This is a genomic window from Corynebacterium sp. AOP40-4SA-5, assembly GCF_052377355.1.
Classification (GTDB): domain Bacteria; phylum Actinomycetota; class Actinomycetes; order Mycobacteriales; family Mycobacteriaceae; genus Corynebacterium.
In genome coordinates this window covers 1-25023 of the sequence record NZ_JBQSWS010000031.1, presented here as the reverse complement: position 1 = coordinate 25023, position 25023 = coordinate 1, and the positions used below count along the sequence as shown (strand labels likewise).

Here is a 25023-nt window from a genome sequence, read left to right as displayed (position 1 = left end):
CAAGGGACCCGCTGCAGGCGCGCTACTACGCCTTCACGCGTGCCTCGCCGCTGGAGTAGTGGACCATCTCCTCGTGGGAGCGGACCTTCTTGCGCTCGCGGCCCTCGGCCTCGCCCAAGGCGCGCTCGTGGGCGTCGAGGTTGTACCAGCCCTCCCAGGTCGTGTAGTCGACCTCACGGGAGTGCAGGAGCTCGATCACGTCGTCCTCGCCGGGGGCGTCGGGGCCGAAGCCGATGCCGGCGTCGTAGTCGGCGAGGAGGTTGGCGACGGCCTCGTTGGCGTCGCCCTTGGTGTTGCCGATCAGGCCGACCGGGCCGCGGCGGATCCAACCGGTGGCGTACACGCCGGGCATGGTCTCACGCAGCTCGGCCTCCGGGTCGGCGGAGCCGGGGACGCCGGCGATGCCGTCGGCGGTGGGGCCCTCGGTCAGGACGCGTCCGCCGACGTTGGGCAGGACGTTCTCCTTGCCGTCCCACGGCAGGTCCTTCTGCTCGTCGGACTTGTAGCCCACGGCGCGGTAGACCTGGCCCACGTTCCACTCGGTCAGCTCACCGGTGGAGCGCACTCCGCCGGTGCCGTCGAGTTCCGTGCGCTCGGTGACCAGCGTGGTCACCTTGCCGTCGTCGTCGGTCTTGACCTCGACGGGGGACTCGAAGAAGTGCAGGTAGAGCTTGTGCGGTGCGCCCTTGGGCTCGGCGACGGCGTAGTTCTCCAGGATGGTGCACACCTGGTCGGTGATCTTGGAGTTGTGGCGGGCGTTCTCGGAGCCCTCGTCGTAGTCGATGTCCTCGGGGTTGACGACGACCTCGATGGTGTCGGAGTGGTTGAGCTCCTTGAGCTCCAGGGGGGTGAACTTCGCCTGGGCGGGGCCGCGGCGGCCGAAGACGTGCACGTCCTTGGCCTTGTTGTTCTTCAGGGACGCGTAGACGTTGTCCGGGATCTCGGTGACGAGCAGCTCGTCGCCGGTCTTGGCCAGGACACGGGCGATGTCGAGGCCCACGTTGCCGACGCCGATGACGGCGATCGACTCGGCGTCGACGTTCCAGGAGTCCTCGAAGTGCGGGTTGGCGTCGTAGAAGCCCACGAACTTGCCGGCGCCGTGGGTGTGCTCGCCGCCGGGGATGTTCAGGTCCCGGTCGTCGGTGGCACCGGTGGCGTAGATGACCGCGTCGTAGTGCTTCTTCAGGTCCTCGAGGGTGACGTCCTCACCGACGTTGACGTTGCCGAGCAACCGGATCTGGGGCTTGTCCATGACCTTGTGCAGGGCCTTGATGATGCCCTTGATGCGCGGGTGGTCGGGGGCCACCCCGTAGCGGATGAGACCGAAGGGGGCGGCCATCTTCTCGTAGAGGTCGATGGAGACGTCCTTGCCGGACTTCATCAGTGCGTCGGAGGCGTAGATGCCGGCCGGGCCGGATCCGATGACGGCGACGCGCAGGGGGCGGTTGTCAGACATGAATGCGTAGGTCCAATCCGTGGTTGGCGGGTTCGTGCGGCAGTCCGGGGTGGATCGATCGGGGGCGATCTGCCGCCGGGCAGGGGTGTGGTCTTGTACGTGTACGTTAGTCCGCCCCCGTCCGAACGGAAAGTGTCGACAAGGTGTCGACGCTGTCGGACACGGCACCGGTGAGGAGGGTCACGTACAGGTGTGACCTGGTGTCAGGCAGAGACTATAGACCACTTGGTCTGTCGCGGGCAAGGGTGGATCGCGAAAGTGCTCGTCACGCCGGGTAAGCATCTCCTACGTTGTATCCGTGGACAGACCGGTCTAGTCTGGGGCGACACCTTTGGGGCAGACCAAGCGGTCTGCAATGCCGGTGTCCTGACCGGCTCCAGCGCCCTCGGTCCATGACACGACGGCCGGAACGAGACCAGGAAGATCAGGAGAAGTGATCGTATGACGACGGCGACCGAAGAGAAGCCCGACACCGTTGCCAGCACCGGCGGCGACCCCGTGGCGGAGGCCGAGGGGCGCGTCGCCGAGGCCACCGCGGCCACGGAGGCCGCGGAGGCCGCCGCCGAGACGGATCCGAACGACAAGCAGCTCGCCGCTGCCGCGCGTCGTGCCCGGGCCGCGCAGAAGAAGGCCGCCCGCGGGCTGAAGAAGGCGAAGGAGGCTGCCGAGAACGCCGCCGAGAACGCCGAGGAGGAATCCCAGGACACGCAGGACGCTGCGGCCGCCGCCCCCGAGGGCGCCCAGCCCGCCCAGCCCGCGCAGGACGCACCGGCCGCCGCAGGCGCACCGGCTGGTGCGGGCCTGGCGCTGGGCGAGACCTTGTCGCTGGTGCAGTCGGGGGCCTCGGTGCTGTCCGTCGCCGCGCTCGCCGCCGAGCGTGCGGCCGCGGAGAACCCGCAGGACGCCCAGCTCGCCGAGGCTGCCCGCGCCATCCGACTGGCCGAGCAGCAGGCCTCCCTGGCGCTGCAGGCCACCGGCACCGCCGCCGGGGTCGAGACCGCGGGAAGCGCGCAGGACGCCACGGCGCCCGCCGCGTCCGACGCAGCGTCCGAACCTGCCCCGGAACCGGCCGCCGTCGTGGAGGCACGCCAGGCTCTCGAGCGTGCCGAAGCCGAGCCGGCCGAACTCGCCGCGACGACGAAGTCCGCCGAGGCCGCCACCGAGGCGGACCCGGACAACCAGGAGGCATTCTCGGCCGCGCGCAAGGCCCGCTGGAACGAGCTGAAGGCCGGCAAGGCGGTGCAGAAGGCCGCGAAGGCGCTGGACGCCGCGCTGGAGCAGGCCGCCACAGAGGCGGCCGCAGCGTCCGACGCTGCAACCGACGCAGCGTCCGAGCCGGCCCCGGAACCGGCTGCCGTCGTGGAGGCCCGCGAGGCCCTGCAGCGTGCCGAGGCCGAGCAGGCCGAGCTCGCCGCGACGACGAAGTCTGCCGAGGCCGCCACCGAGGCGGACCCGGACAACCAGGAGGCATTCTCCGCCGCGCGCAAGGCCCGCTGGAACGAGCTGAAGGCCGGCAAGGCGGTGCAGAAGGCGGCGAAGGCGCTGGACGCTGCACTGGAGCAGTCAGCTGCCGAGGCAGCAGCGGCAGCAGCGTCTGAACCGGTGGAGCTCACCGAGGAGCAGAAGGCCGACCGTGCGGCGCCGAAGCCGCAGGGCCAGTGGCTCATCGACGGCAAGAAGCCGCTGAACAACGACGAGCGCATCAAGCAGGACGACGCCGGCCTCGCCGTCGCCGACCGCGTGCGCGAGATCTACGCCAAGCAGGGATTCGACTCCATCCCCGCCGAGGACCTCGCCCCGCGCTTCAAGTGGATCGGCATGTACACCCAGCGTCGTCAGGACATGGACGGTGAGCAGACCGGTGTGCTGTCCAACGCCGAGCTGCAGGACCGCTACTTCATGATGCGCATCCGGCTGGACGGCGGCATGATGAGCACCGAGCAGATGCGCGTCATCGGCGGCATCTCCACCGACTTCGCCCGCGGCACCGCCGACTTCACCGACCGGCAGAACATCCAGCTGCACTGGATCCGCATCGAGGACGTCCCGGAGATCTGGGACCGTCTGGCCGCGGTGAACCTGGACACCTTCTTCGGCTGCGGCGACGTGCCGCGTGTGATCCTGGGCTCCCCGGTCGCCGGCATCGCCAAGGACGAGATCATCGACGCCTCCCCGGCGATCCGGGAGATCAAGGAGAACTGGCTCACCCGCGACGAGTTCGCCAACCTGCCGCGCAAGTTCAAGTCCGGTATCTCCGGCTCGGTGCGTCAGGACATCACCCACGAGATCCAGGACATCTCCTTCATCGGCTCCGAACACCCGGAGAAGGGCCCCGGTTTCGACGTGTGGGTCGGCGGTGGGCTGTCCACCAACCCGATGCTGGCCCAGCGCCTCGGCGCGTGGGTGTCCATCGACGAGGTGCCCGAGGTGTGGTGCGGGGTGGTGCGGATCTTCCGCGACTACGGCTACCGCAAGCTGCGTAACCGTGCCCGGTTGAAGTTCCTCGTCGCAGACTGGGGCATCGAGAAGTTCCGCCGCATCCTGGAGGACGACTACCTGGGGCACAAGCTCACCGACGGCCCGGAGCCGGAGGTCTTCCCCGGCTACCGTGACCACGTCGGCGTGCACGAGCAGCGCGACGGCCGGTTCTACGTGGGCGTCAAGCCCACCGTGGGCCACACCGAGGGCGACCAGCTGCAGCGTCTGGCGGACCTGGCGGAGGCCCACGGGGTCACCGACACCCGCACCACCCCGGACAAGGAGCTGATCTTCCTCAACGTCGAGCGCGACAAGGTCGACGCCCTGGTCGACGCCCTCGAGGTCGAGGGCATGTCCGCCCGCCCGTCGTCCTTCCGTCGCGACATCATCTCCTGCACCGGCCTGGAGTTCTGCAAGCTCGCCCTGGTGACCACCAAGCAGCGCGCGATCACCCTGGCAGACCAGCTGGAGGAGCGTCTGGGTGACCTGGACGTGCCGCTGAAGATCAGTCTCAACGGCTGCCCGAACTCGTGCGCCCGCACGCAGGTCGCCGACATCGGGCTGAAGGGCCAGATCGTTACCGACGACGAGGGCAACCGCGTGGAGGGCTTCCAGGTCCACCTGGGCGGCGCGATCGGCATGCACCCGGACTTCGGCAAGAAGCTGCGTGGGCACAAGGTCACCTCCGCCGAGCTGGACGACTACGTGGTGCGCGTCGTGGAGCACTACAAGGAGCAGCGCACCGACGGTGAGCAGTTCCGCGACTGGGTGCTGCGCGCCGACGAGGCCGTGCTGCAGTAACCGGCAGCAGGAGTACACATGGACGACACGAACTCCCGGATCCCCGGGAAGATCGCACACCCCAACCCGAGGAGGGCGACGGTCATGAACTGCCCGTACTGCACGTCGGAGAACCTCTTCCCCGACACCGAGACCGACAACGCCTGGCAGTGCCGCGACTGCTGCCGGGTGTTCTCCGTGAAGTTGCACGGACACATCGAGCGCGGCGTCTGAGTGCGTGCCTGAGCGCGCGCCCGGGGCATAACTCCCCGTCAAGGGCACCCTTTCCCGTGCTGTAGGCTCAACCCCCATGGCGGGAAATGCGACGAGGGAACACACCGGGACCGACACGATCAGATCCGGACTCCTCCGCAGCTTCCCCTCGAAACTCCCGGACCCCACGGACCGCCGCTGGTTGCTGAAGCTCGCCTTCGCCCAGCGGCCCGTCCAGCTCGTGGCGTCCTTCGGCATGCTCGCCGGGTTCATCTGCAACGCCACGACCTCGATCGTGGTCGGACGCGCCATCGACGACGCGGTCGCCACCGGCCGGTGGAACCGCCTGGTGCTGTGGGTCGGGCTGCTCGTCGTGCTGTTCGCGGTGAACGCGGTGGCGGTGTGGTTCGCCCGCCGCTACATGGAGATCACCCTGCAGCAGCTCAGCCACGACCTGCGCACCACGGTCACCGACCGTATCCAGGACCCGCGCGGCATCCGGGGACGGGAGCGGACCGCCGGTGGTCTGCTGTCGATCGCGTCGACGGACTCGAACAAGGCCGCCGAGATCGTGGTGATGACGGTCTTCCCCGTCGCCGAGCTCGGTTCGATCCTCTACGTCGCGGTCGTGGTGCTGTCGATCCACTGGCAGCTGGGCCTGGCCGTGCTGGTCGGTGCACCGCTGGTCGTGGCGTTGTCGGTGCGTGCGGCGCGTCCGCTGCGCAGCCGGGCGGCGGACCGTCAGCAGGCGCTCGCGCAGGCCGCGGCCGCGGCCGCCGACGCCGTCCAGGGCCTGCGCATCGTCAAGGGTCTGGGCGTGGTGGCCACGATGCGTCGCCGCTACCACGGCTACTCGTCCACCGCGTTGGACGCCACGGTGCGCACGAACGCCGCGGAGGCGCGCCTGACGATGGTCACCGAGTCCGTCGGTGCGGTGTACGTCGTCGCCATCGGCGTCACCGCCGGCTGGATCGCCCTGCACGACGGACTCAGCGTGGGCCAGCTGATCACCGTGGTCGGCCTGTCGCAGTACGTGGTCATGCCGATGACGATGCTGGGCCGCAACTTCGCCACCCGGGTGGCGATCTCTGCGGCGTCGGGACGCCGCGTGCGTGAGGTGCTCAACGCGCCGTTCGCCACGCCGGACGAGGCGTCGGACGCCACGACCGCGGCGGTGCTCGCCGCCGTGCCGTCCGGCGTCACCGTCGTGCGCGGTGCAGCCGGGGTGGCGCCGGGGATGCTCGGGGAGCTGGCGCGGCTGCCGCGCCAGCGGGTCGTCGTCGCCCCGCATGGCGCCGACCTCTTCGACGGGTCGGTACGCGACAACGTCCACCCGGACCCGCAGGTCGCAGCGTCCGCCCTGGAGGTCGCCGACTGCTCGGACATCCCGGGCGGCCCGGACCGGTCGGTGGGGGAGGGCGGCAGGCGGCTGTCCGGCGGGCAACGCCAACGTGTCGCCCTGGCCCGCGCGGTCGCCGCGGACCCCGAACTGCTGGTGCTGTCGGACCCGACCACCGCGGTGGACTCGGTGACCGAGCAGCACATCGCCGAACGCGTCGGACGCCTCTACGGCGGTGGATCAGACGGTACAGACGGTACGGAGGCGCGCGCGTCGCACCGGGTGCTCGTCGTCAGCGACGCCCCGGCGTGGCACGTCGCCGCGGACCGCGAGTGGGGACCGGCCGAGGTCGCCGAGGTCGCCGCGCTCGCCGGAGCAGCAGACGCAGATACGGAGGTGTCGCGATGAGGGCGGCGTCACTGGCACCGGTGAACACCGGTGGGGACGACGGCGAGCCGGTGCGCACCTTCCCGCTGGCCACGTGGGCGCAGGCGCGCCGCGAGGTCGCAGCGCAGGCGCGCACGGTGCCGCACGCGCGCAGCCAGGCGTTGTTCGCCTTCGTGCTGCTGGCGATCGGGTCGACCTGCACGGTCACCATCCCGCGGCTGCTCGGGCGCATCGTCGACATCGTGTCCACCGCCTCGGCGACCTCCGATGTCGCCCGGGCCGAGGGCGACCTGTGGCGCACCGCCGCGGTGATGGTCGCGGTGGCCGTCGGCGCCGGCGTGTTCAACGGGGCCGGCTACTTCATCCTCGCCCGCCTGTCCGAGCGACTGATCGCCAACCTGCGTGAGCAGATGGTGGGGACGGCCCTGGGCCTGCCTATGCACGAGGTGGAGGACGCCGGCACCGGCGACGTGGTCAGCCGCTCGACCGACGACGTGGCCCAGGTGTCCGCGGCGATCATGGAGGCGCTGCCGATCCTGTCGGGCGCGGTGTTCGTCATCGGTGCCACGGCGATCAGCCTGCTGACCGTGGACTGGCGTTTCCTGCTGATCATCCTGGTGGTGTCCCCGGTGTACTGGTTCGCCGCCCGGTCCTACCTGCGTCGGGCGCCTGCGCTGTACGCCGCGGAGCGGGCGTCGATGGGGCTGCGCGCCCGCCGCGTCCTGGAGGCCATCCACGGCCGGGCCACGGTGCGCGCCTTCCGGATGGAGGAGGAGATGCACGGCCGCATCGCCGACTCCTCGCGCCAGGTGATGACCAACGCGGTCAGCGCCAACCGCGTGATGGTCGTGCTGATGAACAAGATGCTCGTCGCCGAGCTCGTGATGCTCGGCACCGCGATCGTGCTCGGCTTCGTGCTGGTCGACCACGGTGTGCTGGGGGTGGGCGCGGTGACCGCGGCGACGCTGATGCTCATCCGCGTGCGTGGCCCGTTGCAGCAGATCATGCGGGTGCTGGACGTGGCGCAGTCCGGCTACGCCTCCCTGGCGCGCATCGTGGGCGTGACGGTGGACCCGCCGCGTCCGGTGCAGGACGCCGGGGCGCCCGCGCCGCGCGGCGAGGTGCGCCTGTCCGGCGTGGACTTCCGCTACGGGACGGATTCCTGGGCGGTGGAGGACGTGAACTTCACCATCGAACCCGGGCGCACGGTGGCCCTGGTCGGTGCCTCGGGGGCGGGCAAGACGACCGTCGCCACCCTGCTGGCGGGGCTGCGTGAGCCCAGCGCCGGTGCGGTCACGGTGGACGGGGTGGCTGTCACGGCCCTGTCCGACGACGAGCGTGCCGACCGGTTGGCGTTGGTGTCGCAGGAGGTGCACACCTTCTCCGGGACGCTGCGCGACGACCTGGGCCTGGCGGTGGACGAGGAGTCCGGCAGCGTCGACGACGACACCCTCGTCGACGCTCTGGAGCAGGTCGGTGCCGGGGACTGGTTCCGCCGGTTGGCCGACGGACTGGACACCGTGGTCGGTGCCCGTGGCCTGGTGGCGGACCCGGTGGTCGCCCAGCAGATCGCCCTGGCCCGGGTGCTGCTGCGCGATCCGCGGGTGGTGGTGCTCGACGAGGCGACGGCCGAGGCCGGTTCGGCCGGCGCACAGGCCCTGGAGGCCGCGGCACGGCGGCTCACCGAGGGGCGCACCGCGTTGACGGTGGCGCACCGCCTGGACCAGGCGCGTCTGGCGGACGAGGTGCTGGTGATGGAGGACGGCCGCATCGTGGAGCAGGGTCCCCACGACGACCTCGTGGCCGCCGGCGGACGTTACGCCCAACTGTGGGAGGTCTGGTCGCGCGGCCGGTAGGGGAGCCTGGATTCAAGGCGAAAGGAATCCGTCGGGCAGGGGGCCGACGGTGGGGGACACGGCGATTGCAGACCTCTCGGTCTATGGGATGCATGGCTGTTGACCAGTATCAACAAATGATACTTGGGTCCATACATGAAAAACCGGTTGCTCCGGTGGTCGCTCTGCTCTAGTCTTGTGCCCTATGGCGCAGACCGACCGGTCTGTTGGGTGCCGGTCGTACCGCGATCCACACGTGACGACGACAGCCCGACACAGCAACACGGCAGCACGGCAACACCCCCAGAGACCAACCGGCGAACGGCAGGGAAGAAGAGCAGGAATGACGAACACAGGACCAGAGGTCGGATTCGCGACTCTCACCGGCCTGATCGGCGTGACCGGCACCCGGGCAGAGCAGGAGGCTCCGGCGCTCACGGACCCGGAGGTCAGCCCGGAGGGCGCGCCGACGACGACCACCCACCTCACCGAGGAGCAGACCGCCGCCCACCAGGCACTCGTCGACGAGTGGAACGACAAGCTCGACGGCGCCACCGCCGAGCAGATCCTCGACTGGGTCAACGAGCACGTCACCGGCACGGTGGCGGTCACCATGTCCATGCAGGACACCGTCCTGGCCGAACTCGCCGAGGGCCGTGTCCACGACGCGGAGATGGTCTTCCTCGACACCGGCTACCACTTCGACGAGACCATCGACGTGGCCAAGGACGTGGACGAGCGCTACACGCTGCCGCTGCGCACCGTGGAGCCGGTCTACTCCGTGAAGAAGCAGGACGAGGTCTACGGCCGCGACCTGTACAAGCGCAGCCCCACGGCCTGCTGCCGGATGCGCAAGGTCGAGCCGCTGGCCCGGATGCTCAACCCCTACGAGGCGTGGATCTCCGGTGTGAAGCGGGTCGACAGCGAACTGCGTAAGGACACCCCGATCCTGGACGTGGACCGCACCGGCCGGCTGAAGATCAACCCGATCGCCGCGTGGAGCGACCAGGACGTCGAGGACTACATCGAGTCCCACGACCTGATCATCCACCCGCTGACCCGCCAGGGCTACCCCTCCATCGGGTGCGCGACCTGCACCATGCCGGTCGCCCCCGGCGACGACCCCCGTTCCGGCCGTTGGGCCAACTCAACCAAGACAGAATGCGGACTCCACCTGTGACTACTGCGACAGAACACTCCACCCTGACCCCCCACCTGGCCAGCCTCGAGGCCGAGGCCATCGAGATCCTGCGCGAGGTCGCCGGCCAGTTCGAGCGTCCCGCGCTGCTGTTCTCCGGCGGCAAGGACTCCGTCGTCGTCCTGGAGCTGGCCAAGCGTGCCTTCGCCCCGGCGGCGGTGCCCTTCGAGCTGGTGCACGTCGACACCGGGCACAACTTCCCGGAGGTCATCGAGTTCCGCGACCGCGTCGCCGAGGACCCGCGCATCACCCTGCACGTCGCGCACGTGCAGGACTGGATCGACTCCGGCGCGATCCAGGAGCGTCCGGACGGCACCCGTAACCCGCTGCAGACCGTCCCGCTGGTCGAGACGATCCAGGACCGCGGCTACGACGCCGTGCTCGGCGGCGCCCGCCGCGACGAGGAGAAGGCGCGCGCCAAGGAGCGGGTCTTCTCCGTGCGCGACTCCTTCGGCGGCTGGAACCCGCGCCGGCAGCGTCCCGAGCTGTGGGGCCTGTACAACGGCCGCCACCAGGCGGGCGAGAACATCCGCGTGTTCCCGATCTCGAACTGGACGGAAGCCGACATCTGGGACTACCTGCGTGCCCGCGACGTCGAGATCCCCGACATCTACTACTCCCACGACCGTGAGGTCTTCGCCCGTGGCGGCATGTGGCTGACCGCCGGCGAGTGGGGCGGTCCCGCCGAGGGCGAGACCGTGGAGACCCGTACCGTGCGCTACCGCACCGTCGGTGACATGTCCTGCACCGGCGCGGTCCTGTCGGACGCGGCGACGATCGACGAGGTCATCGACGAGATCCGCCTGTCCACCACCACCGAACGTGGCGCCACCCGTGCCGACGACAAGCTCTCCGAGTCCTCCATGGAGGACCGCAAGAAGGAAGGTTACTTCTGATGACCGCCGCTACCGCCACCCCCGTGAGCGCCGACAGCGCCGCCGAGAACGCCGACGCCGAGAACGTCGACAACTCCACCGTCCCGACGCTGCGCCTGTGCACCGCCGGCTCCGTCGACGACGGCAAGTCCACCTTCGTCGGACGCCTGCTGCACGACACCAAGTCCATCCTCGCCGACCAGTACGAGGCGGTGGAGCGCGTCTCCGCCGCCAAGGGCCTGGAGAACCCGGACCTGTCCCTGCTGGTCGACGGCCTGCGCGCCGAGCGTGAGCAGGGCATCACCATCGACGTGGCCTACCGCTACTTCGCCACCGACAAGCGCTCCTTCATCCTGGCCGACTGCCCCGGCCACGTGCAGTACACGCGCAACACCGTGACCGGACTGTCCACGTCCGACCTGGTCATCGTGCTGATCGACGCACGCAACGGCGTGATCGAGCAGACCCGCCGCCACCTCACCGTGGCCGCGATGATGAAGACCTCCCAGGTGGTCGTCGCCGTGAACAAGATCGACGCCGTCGACTTCGACGAGGGCATCTTCCGCTCGATCACCTCCGAGGTCCGCGACCTCGCCGGGGAGCTGGGCCTGCCGAAGATCGACGTGGTGCCGACCTCCGCGCTGCTCGGCGACAACGTGGTCTCCCCGTCGGAGAACACCCCCTGGTACGGCGGCCCGACCGTGCTCGACATCCTGGAGAAGGCCCGCCCGGCCCGCGTCAACGCCGGCAAGGTCCGCGGTCTGCGCTTCCCGGTGCAGGTCGTCATCCGCGACCACGCCACCGACTACCGCGGCTACGCAGGACGCCTCACGTCCGGTTCCGTCGCCGTCGGCGACACCGTCTCGGTCGGCGGCCATGACGGCCGCACCACCACCGTGGCCGGCATCGACGGCCCGGCCGGGGAGCAGGAACGCGCCGAGCGTGGCGAGTCCGTGACCCTGCGCCTGGCCGACGACATCGACATCTCCCGTGGCGACCTCATCGCCTCCGACGTGGAGGGTGACGCGGTCCCGGCCCCGTCGAACTCCGTCAACGCGCTGGTCTTCCAGCTCGCCGAGACGCCGGTGAAGGTCCGCGGCAACGTCCTGCTGCGCTACGGTTCCGCCACCGTGCGTGCCCGCGTCGACGAGATCGTCAGCCGCGTGCACATCCTCGACGAGAACGAGGAGGACGGCGACCTCGGCACCGAGCTCGCCCTCAACGACATCGCCGAGGTGCGCGTCACCGTCGCCGAGCCGCTGCCCTTCGAGGCCTACCGCCGTGGCGGCCGCGTCGGTTCCTTCCTGCTGATCAACCCGTCGACCGGTGACACGCTCACCGCCGGGCTGGTCACCGAGGGGAACCAGGGCTGACCGTGCCGGGGGAGGCCGGAGCGCGCGTCCCGGTGATCTGCCTGGCGCACGGCTCCCGGCACCCGGCGTCGGACGCCGCGGTCGTCGACATCGCCGACGCCGTCGCCGGTCTCACCGGCGGCGTCGTGCGCGCCGCCTACCTCGACTTCTCGCCCTCCACGCTGACCACCGTCACCCGGGTGCTGGCGGCCGAGGGGCACCGCGAGGCGGTTATCGTCCCGCTGCTGTTCACCACCGCCTTCCACATGACCACCGACGTGCCCGAGGCGATCGCCGAGGCCACCGCGGAAACCGGCATGGACCTGCACCTGGCCGGTGGAGTGGGCACCGGCGAGGACCTCGCCGGGCTGCTCGCCGTGCGTATCGCCGCCCGCCATACGGCAGCTTCCCTCGTCCTTTATTCCGTGGGCTCCAGCGTGGCCGGGGCGAACGACACCGTCGCGGCCCTTGCGCAGGACGTCGGACGCCACCTCGGCGTCCCCGCGTACGCGCGCGTCGCCACCGGCGGGCCGTCGACCGGACCGGACGCCCTGGCGTCCTGCGTGGAAGACGCCGGTACAGGCGGCACCGCCGGCACCGGAAACCCCGTGGCCGTCGAGCCGCTGTTCATCTGCCCGGGCCGGCTCTGGGACATCGCCGTCGACCGACTCGGTGAGCTCGACGTGCCGGTCTCACTCGGTGAACCCCTGGGTACCGCCGTCGCACCCCTGGTCGTGTCCCGGATCAACGCCGTCGTCGAAGTACAAGGAGAGGAGGGACCCCGGTGAAACTGCTGCTGTTCGCCGTCGCCGGCCTGATGGCCCAGCTCGTGGACGGGGCGCTGGGCATGGCCTTCGGCGTCACCGCCACCACGATGCTCATCCTGTCCGGCACCGCCCCGGCGCAGGCCAGCGCCGCCGTGCACTTCGCCGAGGTCGGCACGACCCTGTTCTCCGGGTTGGCGCACTGGCGGCTCAACAACGTGCACTGGCCGACCGTCGTCTTCCTCGGCATCCCCGGTGCCGTCGGCGCCTTCGCCGGGGCGACGGTGCTGTCCGGGCTGTCCACCGAGTCGGCCGAACCGGTGGTCTCCACACTGCTCCTGCTGCTCGGCGCCTACGTGCTGATCCGCAGCGTGCTGGTGCCGTGGAAGAAGCCGGAGGGCGGGGACCCCGGCGACACAGGCGAAACCGTACCGGTGTCTTCGGGGTCGCGGCGTTCGCGCCTGGGCCTGGTCACCCTCGGGCTCGGCGGCGGTTTCCTCGACGCCTCCGGGGGCGGCGGCTGGGGGCCGGTCACCACCTCCTCGCTGATGAGCGTGGGGCGTAGCGAGCCGCGCAAGATCATCGGCACCGTGAACACCGCCGAGTTCCTCGTCGCGGTGTCGGCCTCCCTCGGCTTCATCATCGGCCTGGAGCAGGTGCACGACTCCTGGCAGCCCGTCCTCGGCCTGCTGATCGGCGGTCTGATCGGCGCACCCATCGCGGCGTGGATCGTGACGGTCATCAAGCCGGACGTGCTCGGCGGCATCGTCGGCGCGGTGCTGGTGGCGCTCAACGGCGCCCGGGTCAGCGCCTCGCTGGGGTGGGCCGGGGGTCTGCTCACCGCCGTGACGGTGACGCTGTGCCTGGTCGTGATCGGCCGCGCCCTGCTCGCCCGCCGACGCAGGACGGCCGCAGCGGCGGCAGCGACCGCTGCGGCCGGGCCGTCCGGCGCGTCCGAGGCGTCCGGCCCGGTAGTTATCGCCGTAGACGCACAAAGATGACACCCCCAGCCCGGGTGCACCGCCGCTTTCACCCCCGGGTCGGGTGGGTTAAAGCACAGTAATGGGGGTATTGAGATCAATCGGACACCATTGCGTTGGTCGGGTTGAGTGATTCACGGCACAATGGGGGAGGAACATCCCCCGCACCCGGGGTGCGACACCACACACCGGATGTGCCGGGGACCGTCGACCATGTGAAGGAGACCCCGTGACCGTTCGAGCCGTGCTCAGCCCGATCGCCACCGCCGCAGGACGCCGAGACGAACTGATCACCAGCCTCCAGGGCCCGGTGACGGACATCTTCGAGACACTCCGCCCCGCCGCGCCAGACTTCAGCGCCGCCCTTGAGACCGCCCTGACCAACAGCGAGGACGTCCTCGTCGGCACCGGCGAGCCCATGTTCGACTCCCGGCTGGCCGCCGCCGCAGGCGTGGCCCACTTCCTCATCGCCGGCGGCGAGCAGGACCACCTCCAGCTCCAGCAGGTCTCCGGGCAGCTCGTGCGCTCCGGACGCGTCCCGCGCGGGATCTCGCTGCTCGACCGGCCCGAGGCGTCGTCGTCCGCCCTGGAGTCCGAGGGCACCGCGGTGTCCTTCGTCGCCCTGGACACCGTCGGCCAGGCAGAGCCGGGCACCCCGGTCATCGGGCCCGAGGTCTTCGAACGCAACCTGATCGCCCAGGCCCGCGCCGCCAAGGCGCACATCGTCCTGCCCGAGGGCGACGACGACCGCATCCTCGAGGCCGCGCACCAGCTGCTCGCCCGCCGCGTCTGCGACCTGACGATCCTCGGCGACCCGGCGACCATGGCCTCACGCGCACACGAACTCGGGTACGACCTGAGCTCCGCGACGTTGACCGACCCCACCTCCGGCGACGACCTCGAGCGTTTCGCCGAGGAGTTCGCCGAACTACGCAAGGCCAAGGGCGTGACCATCGACGAGGCGCGGGAGACGATGAAGGACATCTCCTACTACGCCACCATGATGATCCACCTCGGCAAGGCCGACGGCATGGTCTCCGGGGCGGCGCACACCACCGCCCACACCATCAAGCCCAGTTTCCAGATCATCAAGACCGCGCCGGACGCCTCCATCGTCTCCTCGATCTTCCTCATGGTCATGGACGGGGTGCTGTGGGCCTTCGGTGACTGCGCGGTCAACCCGGACCCCACCCCCGAGCAGCTCGCCGAGATCGCCGTGGTCTCGGCCAAGACCGCCAGCCAGTTCGGCATCGACGCCAAGGTCGCGATGCTGTCCTACTCGACCGGCAGCTCCGGTGCGGGTGAGGACGTGGAGGCAGTGGCCGAGGCCGTGCAGATCGCCCGGGAGCAGGACCCCGACCTCGAGGTCGACGGCCCGCTGCAGTTCGACGCCGCGGTCGTGGAATCCGTCGGCCAGAAGAAGATGCCCGGCTCCGACGTGGCGGGCAAGGCCACCGTGTTCGTCTTCCCGGACCTCAACGCCGGCAACATCACCTACAAGGCCGTGCAGCGCACCGCCGACGCCCTCGCCGTCGGCCCGATCCTGCAGGGACTGAACAAGCCGGTCAACGACCTGTCGCGCGGGGCGACCGTCCCCGACATCGTGAACACCGTCGCCATCACCGCAATCCAGGCCGGAAACTAACCGAAAGGACCTTCCCATGACCTCGAGCAAAACGTACGTCCTCGTCCTCAACTCCGGATCCTCGTCGATCAAGTTCCAGGTCATCGACCTGAACGCCGACGCCCAGAGCGGCCCGTTCCTCTCCGGCCTGGTCGAGCAGATCGGCGAGAGCCGCGGCCACATCAAGCTCATCACCGAAGACCAGACCATCGAGGACCGTCGCCCGATCCTGAGCCACTCCGTGGGCCTGGAACGTGCCTTCGGCATGATGTCCCTGCTCGGCGTGGGACCCCAGGACCTCGACATCTCCGCGGTCGGCCACCGTGTGGTCCACGGCGGCAGCAAGTTCTCCGAGCCCGTCGTGATCAACGACGAGATCGTCGAGGACATGCGCTCGCTCATCCCGCTGGCTCCGCTGCACAACCCGGCCAACATCGACGGCATCGAGAACGCCCGCACCCTGCTGCCGGATGTCGAGCACGTCGCCGTGTTCGACACCGCCTTCTTCCACACCCTCCCGGAGGCCGCCTCGCGCTACGGTCTGAACCGTGAGGTCGCCGACCAGTACCACATCCGGCGCTACGGCTTCCACGGCACCAGCCACCAGTACGTCTCCGGCCTCGTCCCGGGTGTCCTCGGCAAGGACGCCGCGGACATCAACCAGATCACCCTGCACCTGGGCAACGGCGCGTCCATGGCGGCGATCCGCGGCGGCGTGCCCCAGGACACCACCATGGGCCTGACCCCGCTGGAGGGCCTGGTCATGGGTACGCGTACCGGCGACATCGACGCCGGCATCATCTTCCACCTCTACCGTGAGGGCAAGATGACCATCGACGAGATCGACACCCTGTTCAACAAGCGCTCCGGGCTGAAGGGGCTGGCCGGTGCCAACGACTTCCGCCTGATCCAGGAGCTCATCAACGAGGGCGACGAGAACGCGAAGGAGGCCTACGACATCTACGTCCACCGCGTGCGACGCTACGTGGGTGCCTTCATGCTGCAGCTCGGACGCCTCGACGCGGTGGTGTTCACCGCCGGTGTCGGTGAGAACCACGTCGGCATCCGCCGCGACACCATGGCCGACCTGGAGAACTTCGGCATCGAGATCGACGACGCCCGCAACCGCAACGAGGAAGGTGTGGAGGGCCCGCGGGTGATCTCCACCGAGGGCTCCGCGGTCAAGGTGCTGGTCGTTCCAACCAACGAGGAGCTGGCGATCGCCCGCGCCGCGCTGAAGCTCTCCCAGGCCTGAGCCGCCCGGGTGAGCCTGCGCCTCTAGAACCAGGTCCGCGGCCGGATCCGGTTGGCCATGTCGACCAGCCGGAAGCGGTGCCTGGCGAAGGGGGACTGGCGCGCGATGTCGCGCAACCCCTGCTCGATTCCGGCCCGAAGGCCCCGCTCGGTGAACTCCACGTCGAACAGCGGGGCCTTCGCCACGCGCACCGGAGCCTCCGACTTCTCCTGCTGGGCCCGCAGCCAGTCCAGCGCCGAGGCCATCACCGCCAGGCGGACCTGGGGGATGCGTGGCTCGTTGGTGGGCAGGATCTCCAGGCGCCGGGCCGCGCGGCGCAGACGCGCCTCGTTGAGCGTGGACTGCTCGGTGATGAGCATCAGCACCGTGGTCAGGCGCGCCATGCGGTGGTGCCGCGAGGACTGCGGGACGCGGTCCAGCGCGGCGACTGCGGCGTCCACAAGCCCTTCGGCGTGCAGCTGGCGGGCCAGGCCGAACGCGGCGGACACCGTCGAGGCGTTCGTCGCCCACACCAGCCCGTAGAGCCGGATGGTGTGGAAGCGCAGCGCCACCGGATCCTGCGAGAGGTGCGTCCAGCCCGGGACCTCGCTGTAGTCGGGGGACTGCTGCGCACCCTGCGTGTAGGTCAACGCCAGGGCCGCCTTCTGCACCGTGGAGTCCAGCAGGCGGGTGGTGTTCATCCCCTGGTGCTGCAGCATCAGCTCGTCGGTGGCGGCCAGGGCCAGCTTCGGGGCGGGCTCACCGGGCAGGGTGTTGAGCACCTCGTTGAAACAGGCCTGCGCCGTGACGTAGTCACTGGTCAGCAGGTTGGAGACCCCGGAGAGCCACTGGTGGCGCCAGTCGCGGTGGAAGCGGTCGTCCATGCCCCGCAGGGTCAGCACCGCCTCGGTGGTCATACCCAGGTCGAGCTGGGCGCGCACGATGGTCAGCGGGATCTCCGTCGACGACGAGAGGTCCGGCTGCTTCTGCGCGGCCTTCAGGGTGTCCAGCACCTCGCTGGGCTCGGTCAGGCTCGCCGCGGACAGCAGGGACGCCCCGGGGTCGTTCGGGTCGGTCAGCGGGGTCGGCAGCGCGGCGATGACCTCGGGCGCGGTGGCCTCCACGGAGCGCTCGATGCCGTCGATCAGCTGGTCGGTGCGGAAGAGCAGGTGCTTGGTGCCGAAGGTGGAACGCTGTGCGGTGAAGCGGGTGTCCAGGTGCGGGTACTGGCGTCCGTCGCGGATGGCGAGGACCTCACGCAGCACACCGATGATCTGGTTGGCCATCGCCCCGGCGGAGGTGAAGCGGCGCTCGGGGTTCTCGTCCGTGGCGCGCAGCAGCAGGCGGTACAACGACAGGTACTTGCGGAACAGCGGCTCGTCGTTCGGGGTGGGCAGGCCACGGTCGTACACCCCGTCGGTGACGGGCAGTTTCACGATGAGGCTGGCCAGCGTGCGTCCCACGGTGTAGATGTCGCTGGCGATGGTCGGCCCGGTGCGCGAGATCTCCGGGGCCTGGAAACCGCGGGTGCCGAAGATGTGGCCGAAGGCGCCGATGCCGGACACCGCACCCAGGTCGATGAGCTTGACCTGGTCCTCGGTGATGATGATGTTGTCCGGCTTGAGGTCGTTGTAGACCACGCCGCGGGAGTGCAGGTAGTCCAGGGCGGGCAGGACCTCGAGGATGTAGCCGATGGCGATGTCGATGGGCAGGGTGTTGCCCGGCTGACGCCGGCGCCGGTGGCGCAACGACGGCCCACCGACGTACTCCATGATGATGAACCCGCCGGGACTGCGCGGGTCGTCGATGAAGTTGAAGATCTTCACGATCCCGGGGTGGGTGATGTCGGCGAGGAAGGCCCGCTCGGACTCGGCCACGGCACGCTCGTGCGCGGTGGTGGTGGCCATCATCCCCTTGAGCACGACCCAGCGGTCGGACACGTTGTGGTCGACGGCGAGGTAGATCCAGCCCAGCCCACCGTGGGCGATCGGCCCGAGGACCTCGTACTGGGCGGCGACCATGTCGCCGGGCTGCAGGACGGGGGAGTCCGTCCCGTCCTCGACGGCCTTGGCGATGGCGTCGTCGCTGATGACGGCGTCCTGCGGGTTCGTCGGGGGGATGAAGGGGAGACGGACCATGCCGCCGGCGACCTCCGCGCCGGCGCGGGAGGTGCCGCGGCGGCGGCGGAAGGTCGACAGGGCCTCGCGGCGGCTGCGTTCACCGGAGTCGACGGTGGGCTGGCGGTCGGTGGCGTTGGTGCTGTCACCGGCCGTGCCAGCTGTACTGGTTGTGCCGTCAGCGACTTCAGGGACCGGGGTGGGCTCGCTGTCGTCGGCGAAGGGGTCGAAAGGCGTCGCCTGCGTCGACTCGCCGCCGGTGGGCTCGCTGTCGCCGTCGGTGTCGGTGTCGGTGTCGGCGCCGCCGTCACTGCCGCCGCCGCTGTGCGCGGCGCCGTCGGTGGACTCGTCATCGTCGTCGGCGAAGGGGTCGAAGAAGGTCGCCTCGGTGGCGGGTCCCTCGGACGGTCGGTCGTCCGGGCGCTGCTCGTCGGAGTTCGTCACTGGTCGTCCTCGCTTCCGGATCCGTTCGAGTCGTTCGAGTCGTTCGAGTCGTCCGAACTGGCTGAACTGACGCGTTCGCGTACCGCGTTGAGCTCCCGGTTCTCCGCCGCGGAACGGTACTCCGCGGGCGGCGGGTCGGCCTCACCCAGGTAGCCGGCGAGCCACCGGTCGTAGATCCGGTCCCAGGTGCCGTCGTCGCGGATGCGCTCCATCGTGGAGTTCACCTGCCGGATCAGACCGGTGGTGTCACGTTGCTGCGGCAGGGCGGCGGCCATCCCGTAGTCCGTGCCGTCGGAGTCGTCGCCGACGATCTCGGTGTAGGGGTCCTGGGCCTGCAGCCCGGAGAGGATCGCGGAGTCGGAGTAGATCGCGTCGACCTGTTGGCGTTGCATCGCCATCAGGCAGTCCGACCAGGTCTGGGTGGCCAGGATGTCGCGGTGCGGCACCTCGTCGCGCAGTGCCTGCAGGTTCGTGGAGTCGCGTGTCACGCAGACCGTCTTGCCGTCCAGGTCGTCCTCGTCCTCGATGCCGGAGTCGCGCATCGCCAGGATGCGCGGGTAGGTGGTCAGGTACGGCACGGAGAACTCCACCTGCTCCTGGCGTGCCGGGGTGATCGTGAACGTGCGCGCCACGAGGTCCACCGCCCCGGCGGCCAGGACGTCCTCCAGGTCGTTGCCCTCCACGTAGCGGTACTCGATCTTGGTCGGGTCGCCGAAGATGTCGCGGGCGACCTCGCGGGCGAGGTCGATCTCGAAACCGGCGAGCTCGCCGGTCACCGGGTCGCGGAAACCGACCTGGTTCAGCGACTGGGCGACGCCCACCACCAGGCGGCCGCGTTCGATGATCTCGGGCACGCGCCGGGCGGGGGAGACGTCCTCCCCGGTGTCCGGTTCAACGTCCGGACGCAGCGAACCGTAGGTGCCGCGCGAGGAGTCATCGCTCTCCTCACTGGTGTGCGTGGAGAGGTCGTCGACGTTGTCGGACAGCGACGAGCCGTTGGGCAGGGCGAGCGTGGGGTTCGGCTCGTCCGGCCACTGCTGCAGTTCCTGGTCGTTCGTCGCACAGGACGCCAGCACCAGGGAACCGGCCGCCACGACGCAGGTGAGGACGGTACGGAGGCGGGGGTGCGTGTTCACAGGTACTCCTGGAGGCGGGGCCGGGTTCCGTAGATGATGCAGAGGGCAGAGAGGATGCCCAGCAGGATCACCAGCGCGGAGACCTGCTGGGCGGAGACACGGGAATCGGCGAGGTAGGTGCGCAACTGGTCACGGGTGTCGTCGATCAACGAGCGCAGGTTCTCGTCCAGCTGCTGGTAGGGGTGGGTGTCGGAGTCGCCGATGGTGGCGTTGATCGCGGCGGCGTAGTCGCCCTGCTGGACGTGGGCCAGCATCTGCGCGTGGGCGTTGTCCCAGGCACGCAGGTTCTCCCGCGCCTCGTCGAGCACGTCCCGGTCGCCGACGGTGTTGCGGAGCGCCTCCAGCCCGCTGTCCAGGCGGGTGACCTGGTCGGAGAAGTTGGTCTGGGTGTCGTCGGTGTACTCGCGCTGCACCAGGCCCAGGGCCTCGGTGGTTCGGGTCTGCTGCACGGTGATGCGCAGCGAGGTCAGCGACTCCAACGGCTGGGCGGTGCCGTCCAGCCCGCGGGTGCCGTCGGTCCAGGTGGTCAGCGCCGCGCCACCGGCCCACAGCAGCGACAGGGTCATCAGCACCGTCGCCGCGGCGTAGCCGCCGTTGATCCGCCGGTTGGTCTGCGCGGCAAGCCAGAACTGGGCCACGAGCAGCAGCAGGACCGCGGCGACCAGGCCGGACATGGCGAACCAGCCGGGTTTGGTCAGGGCGAGCTGCTGTTCGGCGACCTCGGAACTGGTGTTGGAGTACAGCTCTCCCGCGGCCGGGAGGATCTCCTCCTGCATCATCGTGCTCGCCTGCGTCACGTAGGCGGCACCGACCGGGTTGGCCTGCCGGTTGTTCACCCCGGACTCGGTGATCAGGCTGGTGTAGATCGGCAGTTTCTCCTGGATCTCCAGGATCAACGCCATCTCGCGGGTGGACGGGTCGTCGATGCCGTTGGCTGCGCGGATGATCGCCCGGGAGGCGATGTCGACGGCCTCGCGGTAGGACGCGTCGGTGTCGGCGCCGCCCGCGGCGTCCTCCACGAAGCCGGTGGTCGCCACCGAGTCGGCGACCGACAGGGAGTTGTACAGCTCCTGGGCGGCGAAGGAGACCGGCTCGGTCCGGTTGACCAGGGTGTTCAGCGAGCCCTGCTGCTTGGACGACTGGGCGGCCATCGCGCCGCCGGCGGCGAGGATCGCCAGGACCAGGATCACCGAGACCACGGTCAGCAGGCCCGGTGTCGTGGAGACGAAGCGGCGGAACCGCCGGGGGACCTCCATCGCCGGGGTGAAGACGCTCAGCCGGCGTGAGCCGTGGCCGTCGGTGGTGGTGTCGTCCATCCACCGGTCGGTGTCCTGGCGACGGCCGCCGGGCCCGATCGCGGTGCCTTCGTCCAGGGTCGTGAACGTGCCGGTCGAGGCCGGATCGGTGGCCCCGTCACTCGGATCTCGTGTCGGCACGGGCATGTAGGACATCCTACATTCGAGGGGCGAAGAAGTGTCAGCACCCGGGGTCAGTGGCGTATGGCACGATGGGGGACATGATTGACGTCGAATCCTTGACCAAGCGGTACGGTTCCGCGACCGTCGTGGACGACCTGAACTTTTCGGTGCAGCCGGGGATCGTCACCGGATTCCTGGGGCCGAACGGTGCAGGCAAGTCCACCACCATGCGTATGATCGTCGGCCTCGACCGTGCCTCCGCCGGCACCGCCACCATCGACGGGATGCGCTACGACCAGTACGCCAAGCCGCTGCACAAGGTCGGCACGCTGCTGGACGCCAAGTGGGTGCACCCCAACCGCACCGCGGCGAACCACCTGCGGTGGCTGGCGGCGGCGAACGGATTCTCGCGCAAGCGGGTGGACGAGGTCCTCGACCTCGTCGGGTTGAGCGACGTCGCCGGCAAGAAGGCCGGGAACTTCTCCCTGGGTATGGGCCAGCGCCTCGGCCTCGCCGTCGCCCTGCTGGGCGACCCGGAGGTCCTGATCCTGGACGAGCCGGTCAACGGTCTGGACCCGGAGGGTATCCGGTGGGTCCGTGACTTCGTGCGTCACCTGGCGTCCGAGGGTCGCACGGTCATGATCAGTTCGCACCTGCTCAGTGAGATGGCGCAGACCGCCGACCACCTGGTGGTCATCGGCCGTGGCCGGCTGGTGGCGGACACCTCCACCCACGACTTCATCAAGAACGCCTCCACGGCGACCACGGTGGTGCGCACCGACCACCTGCCGGAGATGAAGAATGCGCTCAGGGAGGAGTCCGTGGCCTTCGAGCAGAGCACCGACGACGACGGCCGCGACATCCTCGTCCTGGAGGACACCGAACCCGACGAGGTCGGCGCCATCGCCTACACCTACGGTCTGCTGCTGCGTGAGCTCAGCGAGCGTCGCGCCTCCCTGGAGGACGCGTTCATGCGGATGACCGGGCACGCGGTGGACTACCACGCGAACCTGGGCGACGGGCCCGACGGCATCGGGGACGTCCCCGACCTCAGCGCCCTGCCGACCACCCCGACCTCCGAGGGGGAGAAGTAATGCTCGCACACACGATCAACGCCGAGTGGATCAAGATCCGCACCACCAAGGCGGTCTACTGGACCTCCGCGCTCATCGTCGTCTTCTCCGTGGCCTTCGGCGGGTTCATGGGGTGGGCGAACGCGATGAACTACAACATGGCCGTCGACGACGGCAACGCGGAGCTCGCCGCCGCCAGCGTGGAGGGGCTCACCGTCTCCAGCGCCCTGCTGGGTCTGCAGCTCTTCGGGGTGATGATCCTCCTGATCCAGGGTGCGCTGCTGGTCACCGGCGAGTACGGCAACAACACCGCCAAGTCGAATGTGCTGGCGGTGCCGAAGCGCTGGCAGCTGCCGGTGGCCAAGTTCATCGTCTACGGCGTGATCGCCGCGGTGGTCACGCTCGTGTCCGCCGTGATCAGCGTGCTCGTGACCCGGTGGGCGGCCGGCACCCAGATCGACGACGACGCGCTCCTGTCCAACATCTCCCTGTCCGCCGACGACGCCTGGACGGTCGTCCTGCGCATGGTGATCTACTCGCTCGGCGCGGTCGCCCTGGCGATCGGCGTGGCGTACCTGGTGCGCCGCACCGCCGGTGCCATGGCCGTCCTGCTGCTGTGGGTCCTCGTCCTCGAGGACATCGTCTCGATGGTGCCGAAGGTGAAGGACTGGGTTCCCCAGTACCTCCCGTTCAACAACATCGGCTCGGCGGTGAACCTCAACGACATCGCGGACGCGCCGTGGGGTCAGAACGGTTCGGTGCTCTACTTCGTGGTGGTCTGCCTCGTCGTCTTCGTCATCGGTGCGGTCACGCTGCGTCGACGTGATGCGTGACGACTCCTCCCGGGCACAGACCCGGGGTACGGGGGGATCTGCTGCGACGATCTCCCTGGCGATGCTCGCCGGCATCGCGCTGTTGTCCACCGGCGGTCCCTTCGGTACGGACATGTACCTGCCGTCGCTGCCCGAGATCACCGACGACCTCGGGACCACGGCCTCCCTCACCCAGCTGACGATCACCGCCTTCATGGTCGGGATGGCCGTCGGCCAGCTCGTGGTGGGGCCGCTCTCCGACCGCGCAGGACGCCACCGCCTGCTGGTCGCGGCCACCGTGGTGGGCCTGGCGGCGTCCGTCGTGTGCGCGTTGGCGCCGTCCATCTGGCTCTTCATCGTGGTGCGCTTCTTCCAGGGTGCCGCCGGTGGCGCGGCGGTGACGCTGGGACGCTCGATGATCGCCGACCGGTTGTCCGGCGCCTCCGCGGCGGCGGCCCTGTCGACGATGATGATCTTCACCTCCGTCGCCCCGATCGTCACGCCCGTGGTGGGTGGCGCCGTCGCCGGCCTGGCAGGGTGGCGGGCGGTGTTCTGGACGCTGGCGGGCATCGCCGTGGCCCAGGTGCTGGTTGCCGTGCTCCTGCCGGAGACCCATCCGGCGGAGAAACGCACCGAGGGCGCGATGCTCGTGGTGTACCGGCGCATGGCCGGGTTGTTCCGCGTGGGCCCGTACATGGGGCACCTCGTGGCCTTCGCCATCGGTTTCGGTGGCTTCTTCGCCTTCGTCTCCGGCTCGTCCTTCGTGATGCAGGAGCAGTTCGGGCTCACCGCGTCCCAGTTCAGCCTGGTCTTCGCCGGCAACGCGGTGGCACTGGTGCTGGCGAACATGGTCAACGCCCGGGTCGTGGCCCTGGTCGGTCCCGCCCGGATGCAGGCGATCGGGCAGGTCCTGCTGATCACCGGTGGTCTCGGGCTGCTCGTCATCGCCCTGACGGTGCACTCGCTGGTGCCGGTGATCGTCTTCACCTTCGTGGCGACGATCGGTACGGGCCTGAACCTGGGCAACACGACCGCCCTGGCGATGGACCTGACACCGGGGCGTGCGGGGGCGGGTTCGGCACTGCTGGGTGCCGGGCAGTTCCTCGCCGCCGGCATCGTCGCGCCGCTGGTGGGGCTGGGGGAGGACGGTCTGCTGACCATGGCCACGGTCATGGTGGTGTGCGCCTGCGTCGCCGCAGTCGGTGGTCTCTACGGTAGGCGCGGGGCGCGGCAGCAAAAGTCCTAGGTGGTGTTCATTCGAACACGTGGGTCATTCATGTCCGTGCCCTGAGGTACACTTCGTCCAACAAACGGACAAAGGGGGAACCAGGGTCATGACCACCGACAACACCACACCCGCGATGAGCATGGACGACATCCAACGCCACCTCAACCTCGGCGAAATCGTCCTGATCGCCCACCTCCGCGACATCGCCGGCACTGAACGCCTCGCCACCGCCCGCGCCCTACGCGCCCGCACCCGCGCCGACGCCATCCGCTTCGCACAT

General features: G+C 69.7%; 18 protein-coding genes. 14 read left to right on the top strand and 4 right to left on the bottom strand.

Annotation, left to right across the window (positions count from 1 at the left end):
• Positions 1-25 precede the first annotated feature (25 nt).
• Complete coding sequence (locus ACT3S3_RS14055) at positions 26-1456, bottom strand: FAD-dependent oxidoreductase (protein ID WP_444614992.1); 1431 nt, start codon at positions 1454-1456, stop codon at positions 26-28.
• 441 nt (positions 1457-1897) lie between these two features.
• Between ACT3S3_RS14055 and ACT3S3_RS14050 the strand changes: the two genes are divergently transcribed.
• The 11 genes from ACT3S3_RS14050 (at position 1898) to ACT3S3_RS14000 (ending at position 16536) form a co-directional block, all read left to right on the top strand.
• A complete protein-coding gene (locus tag ACT3S3_RS14050; RefSeq protein ID WP_444626949.1) occupies positions 1898-4735 on the top strand; it encodes a nitrite/sulfite reductase in 2838 nt (945 codons plus the stop codon).
• Between the two features lie 18 nt (positions 4736-4753).
• A complete protein-coding gene (locus ACT3S3_RS14045) occupies positions 4754-4948 on the top strand; it encodes a hypothetical protein (RefSeq protein WP_301443469.1) in 195 nt (64 codons plus the stop codon).
• Positions 4949-5024: 76 nt separating this feature from the next.
• Complete coding sequence (locus tag ACT3S3_RS14040) at positions 5025-6674, top strand: ABC transporter transmembrane domain-containing protein (protein ID WP_441579376.1); 1650 nt, start codon at positions 5025-5027, stop codon at positions 6672-6674.
• On the top strand, positions 6671-8509 hold the full coding sequence (locus ACT3S3_RS14035; protein WP_441579375.1) for an ABC transporter ATP-binding protein: 1839 nt from the start codon (positions 6671-6673) through the stop codon (positions 8507-8509). Before ACT3S3_RS14040 ends, ACT3S3_RS14035 begins: the two co-directional genes overlap by 4 nt.
• A 322-nt stretch (positions 8510-8831) precedes the next feature.
• The gene (locus ACT3S3_RS14030; RefSeq protein WP_301443466.1) at positions 8832-9668 is read left to right on the top strand and encodes a phosphoadenylyl-sulfate reductase; all 837 of its coding nucleotides are present in this window, start codon (positions 8832-8834) and stop codon (positions 9666-9668) included.
• A complete protein-coding gene (cysD, locus tag ACT3S3_RS14025; protein ID WP_301443465.1) occupies positions 9650-10582 on the top strand; it encodes a sulfate adenylyltransferase subunit CysD in 933 nt (310 codons plus the stop codon). The genes ACT3S3_RS14030 and cysD overlap by 19 nt, the downstream gene beginning before the upstream one ends.
• The gene (locus tag ACT3S3_RS14020) at positions 10582-11934 is read left to right on the top strand and encodes a sulfate adenylyltransferase subunit 1 (protein WP_441588296.1); all 1353 of its coding nucleotides are present in this window, start codon (positions 10582-10584) and stop codon (positions 11932-11934) included. Before cysD ends, ACT3S3_RS14020 begins: the two co-directional genes overlap by 1 nt.
• 2 nt (positions 11935-11936) lie before the next feature.
• Positions 11937-12701 carry a sirohydrochlorin chelatase gene (locus ACT3S3_RS14015; RefSeq protein WP_441579373.1) on the top strand — a complete coding sequence of 255 codons (765 nt, stop codon included), beginning with the start codon at positions 11937-11939 and terminating at the stop codon, positions 12699-12701.
• On the top strand, positions 12698-13678 hold the full coding sequence (locus tag ACT3S3_RS14010; protein WP_301443278.1) for a sulfite exporter TauE/SafE family protein: 981 nt from the start codon (positions 12698-12700) through the stop codon (positions 13676-13678). The genes ACT3S3_RS14015 and ACT3S3_RS14010 overlap by 4 nt, the downstream gene beginning before the upstream one ends.
• 208 nt (positions 13679-13886) lie before the next feature.
• Complete coding sequence (pta, locus tag ACT3S3_RS14005) at positions 13887-15302, top strand: phosphate acetyltransferase (RefSeq protein ID WP_301443279.1); 1416 nt, start codon at positions 13887-13889, stop codon at positions 15300-15302.
• 16 nt (positions 15303-15318) lie between these two features.
• Complete coding sequence (locus ACT3S3_RS14000; RefSeq protein ID WP_301443280.1) at positions 15319-16536, top strand: acetate kinase; 1218 nt, start codon at positions 15319-15321, stop codon at positions 16534-16536.
• Positions 16537-16559: 23 nt separating this feature from the next.
• Here the strand turns inward: ACT3S3_RS14000 and ACT3S3_RS13995 are convergent, their stop codons facing one another.
• Genes ACT3S3_RS13995 through ACT3S3_RS13985 form a run of 3 tightly spaced genes read right to left on the bottom strand, consistent with a single transcriptional unit; the run spans position 16560 to position 21654 of the window.
• Positions 16560-19076: a tetratricopeptide repeat protein gene (locus ACT3S3_RS13995; protein WP_444614991.1), complete on the bottom strand. Its 2517-nt coding sequence runs from the start codon at positions 19074-19076 to the stop codon at positions 16560-16562.
• Complete coding sequence (locus ACT3S3_RS13990) at positions 19073-20212, bottom strand: glutamate ABC transporter substrate-binding protein (protein WP_441579370.1); 1140 nt, start codon at positions 20210-20212, stop codon at positions 19073-19075. The genes ACT3S3_RS13995 and ACT3S3_RS13990 overlap by 4 nt, the downstream gene beginning before the upstream one ends.
• A complete protein-coding gene (locus ACT3S3_RS13985) occupies positions 20209-21654 on the bottom strand; it encodes a hypothetical protein (RefSeq protein WP_301443643.1) in 1446 nt (481 codons plus the stop codon). Before ACT3S3_RS13985 ends, ACT3S3_RS13990 begins: the two co-directional genes overlap by 4 nt.
• Positions 21655-21728: 74 nt before the next feature.
• Between ACT3S3_RS13985 and ACT3S3_RS13980 the strand changes: the two genes are divergently transcribed.
• The 3 genes from ACT3S3_RS13980 to ACT3S3_RS13970 are packed head-to-tail and all read left to right on the top strand — an operon-like array spanning position 21729 to position 24761.
• Positions 21729-22724, top strand: a complete 996-nt coding sequence (locus ACT3S3_RS13980) for an ABC transporter ATP-binding protein (RefSeq protein WP_441579368.1) — start codon at positions 21729-21731, stop codon at positions 22722-22724.
• Positions 22724-23536, top strand: a complete 813-nt coding sequence (locus tag ACT3S3_RS13975; RefSeq protein ID WP_441579367.1) for an ABC transporter permease — start codon at positions 22724-22726, stop codon at positions 23534-23536. The genes ACT3S3_RS13980 and ACT3S3_RS13975 overlap by 1 nt, the downstream gene beginning before the upstream one ends.
• The gene (locus tag ACT3S3_RS13970; protein ID WP_441579377.1) at positions 23529-24761 is read left to right on the top strand and encodes a multidrug effflux MFS transporter; all 1233 of its coding nucleotides are present in this window, start codon (positions 23529-23531) and stop codon (positions 24759-24761) included. The genes ACT3S3_RS13975 and ACT3S3_RS13970 overlap by 8 nt, the downstream gene beginning before the upstream one ends.
• The last annotated feature ends 262 nt before the right edge of the window (positions 24762-25023 follow it).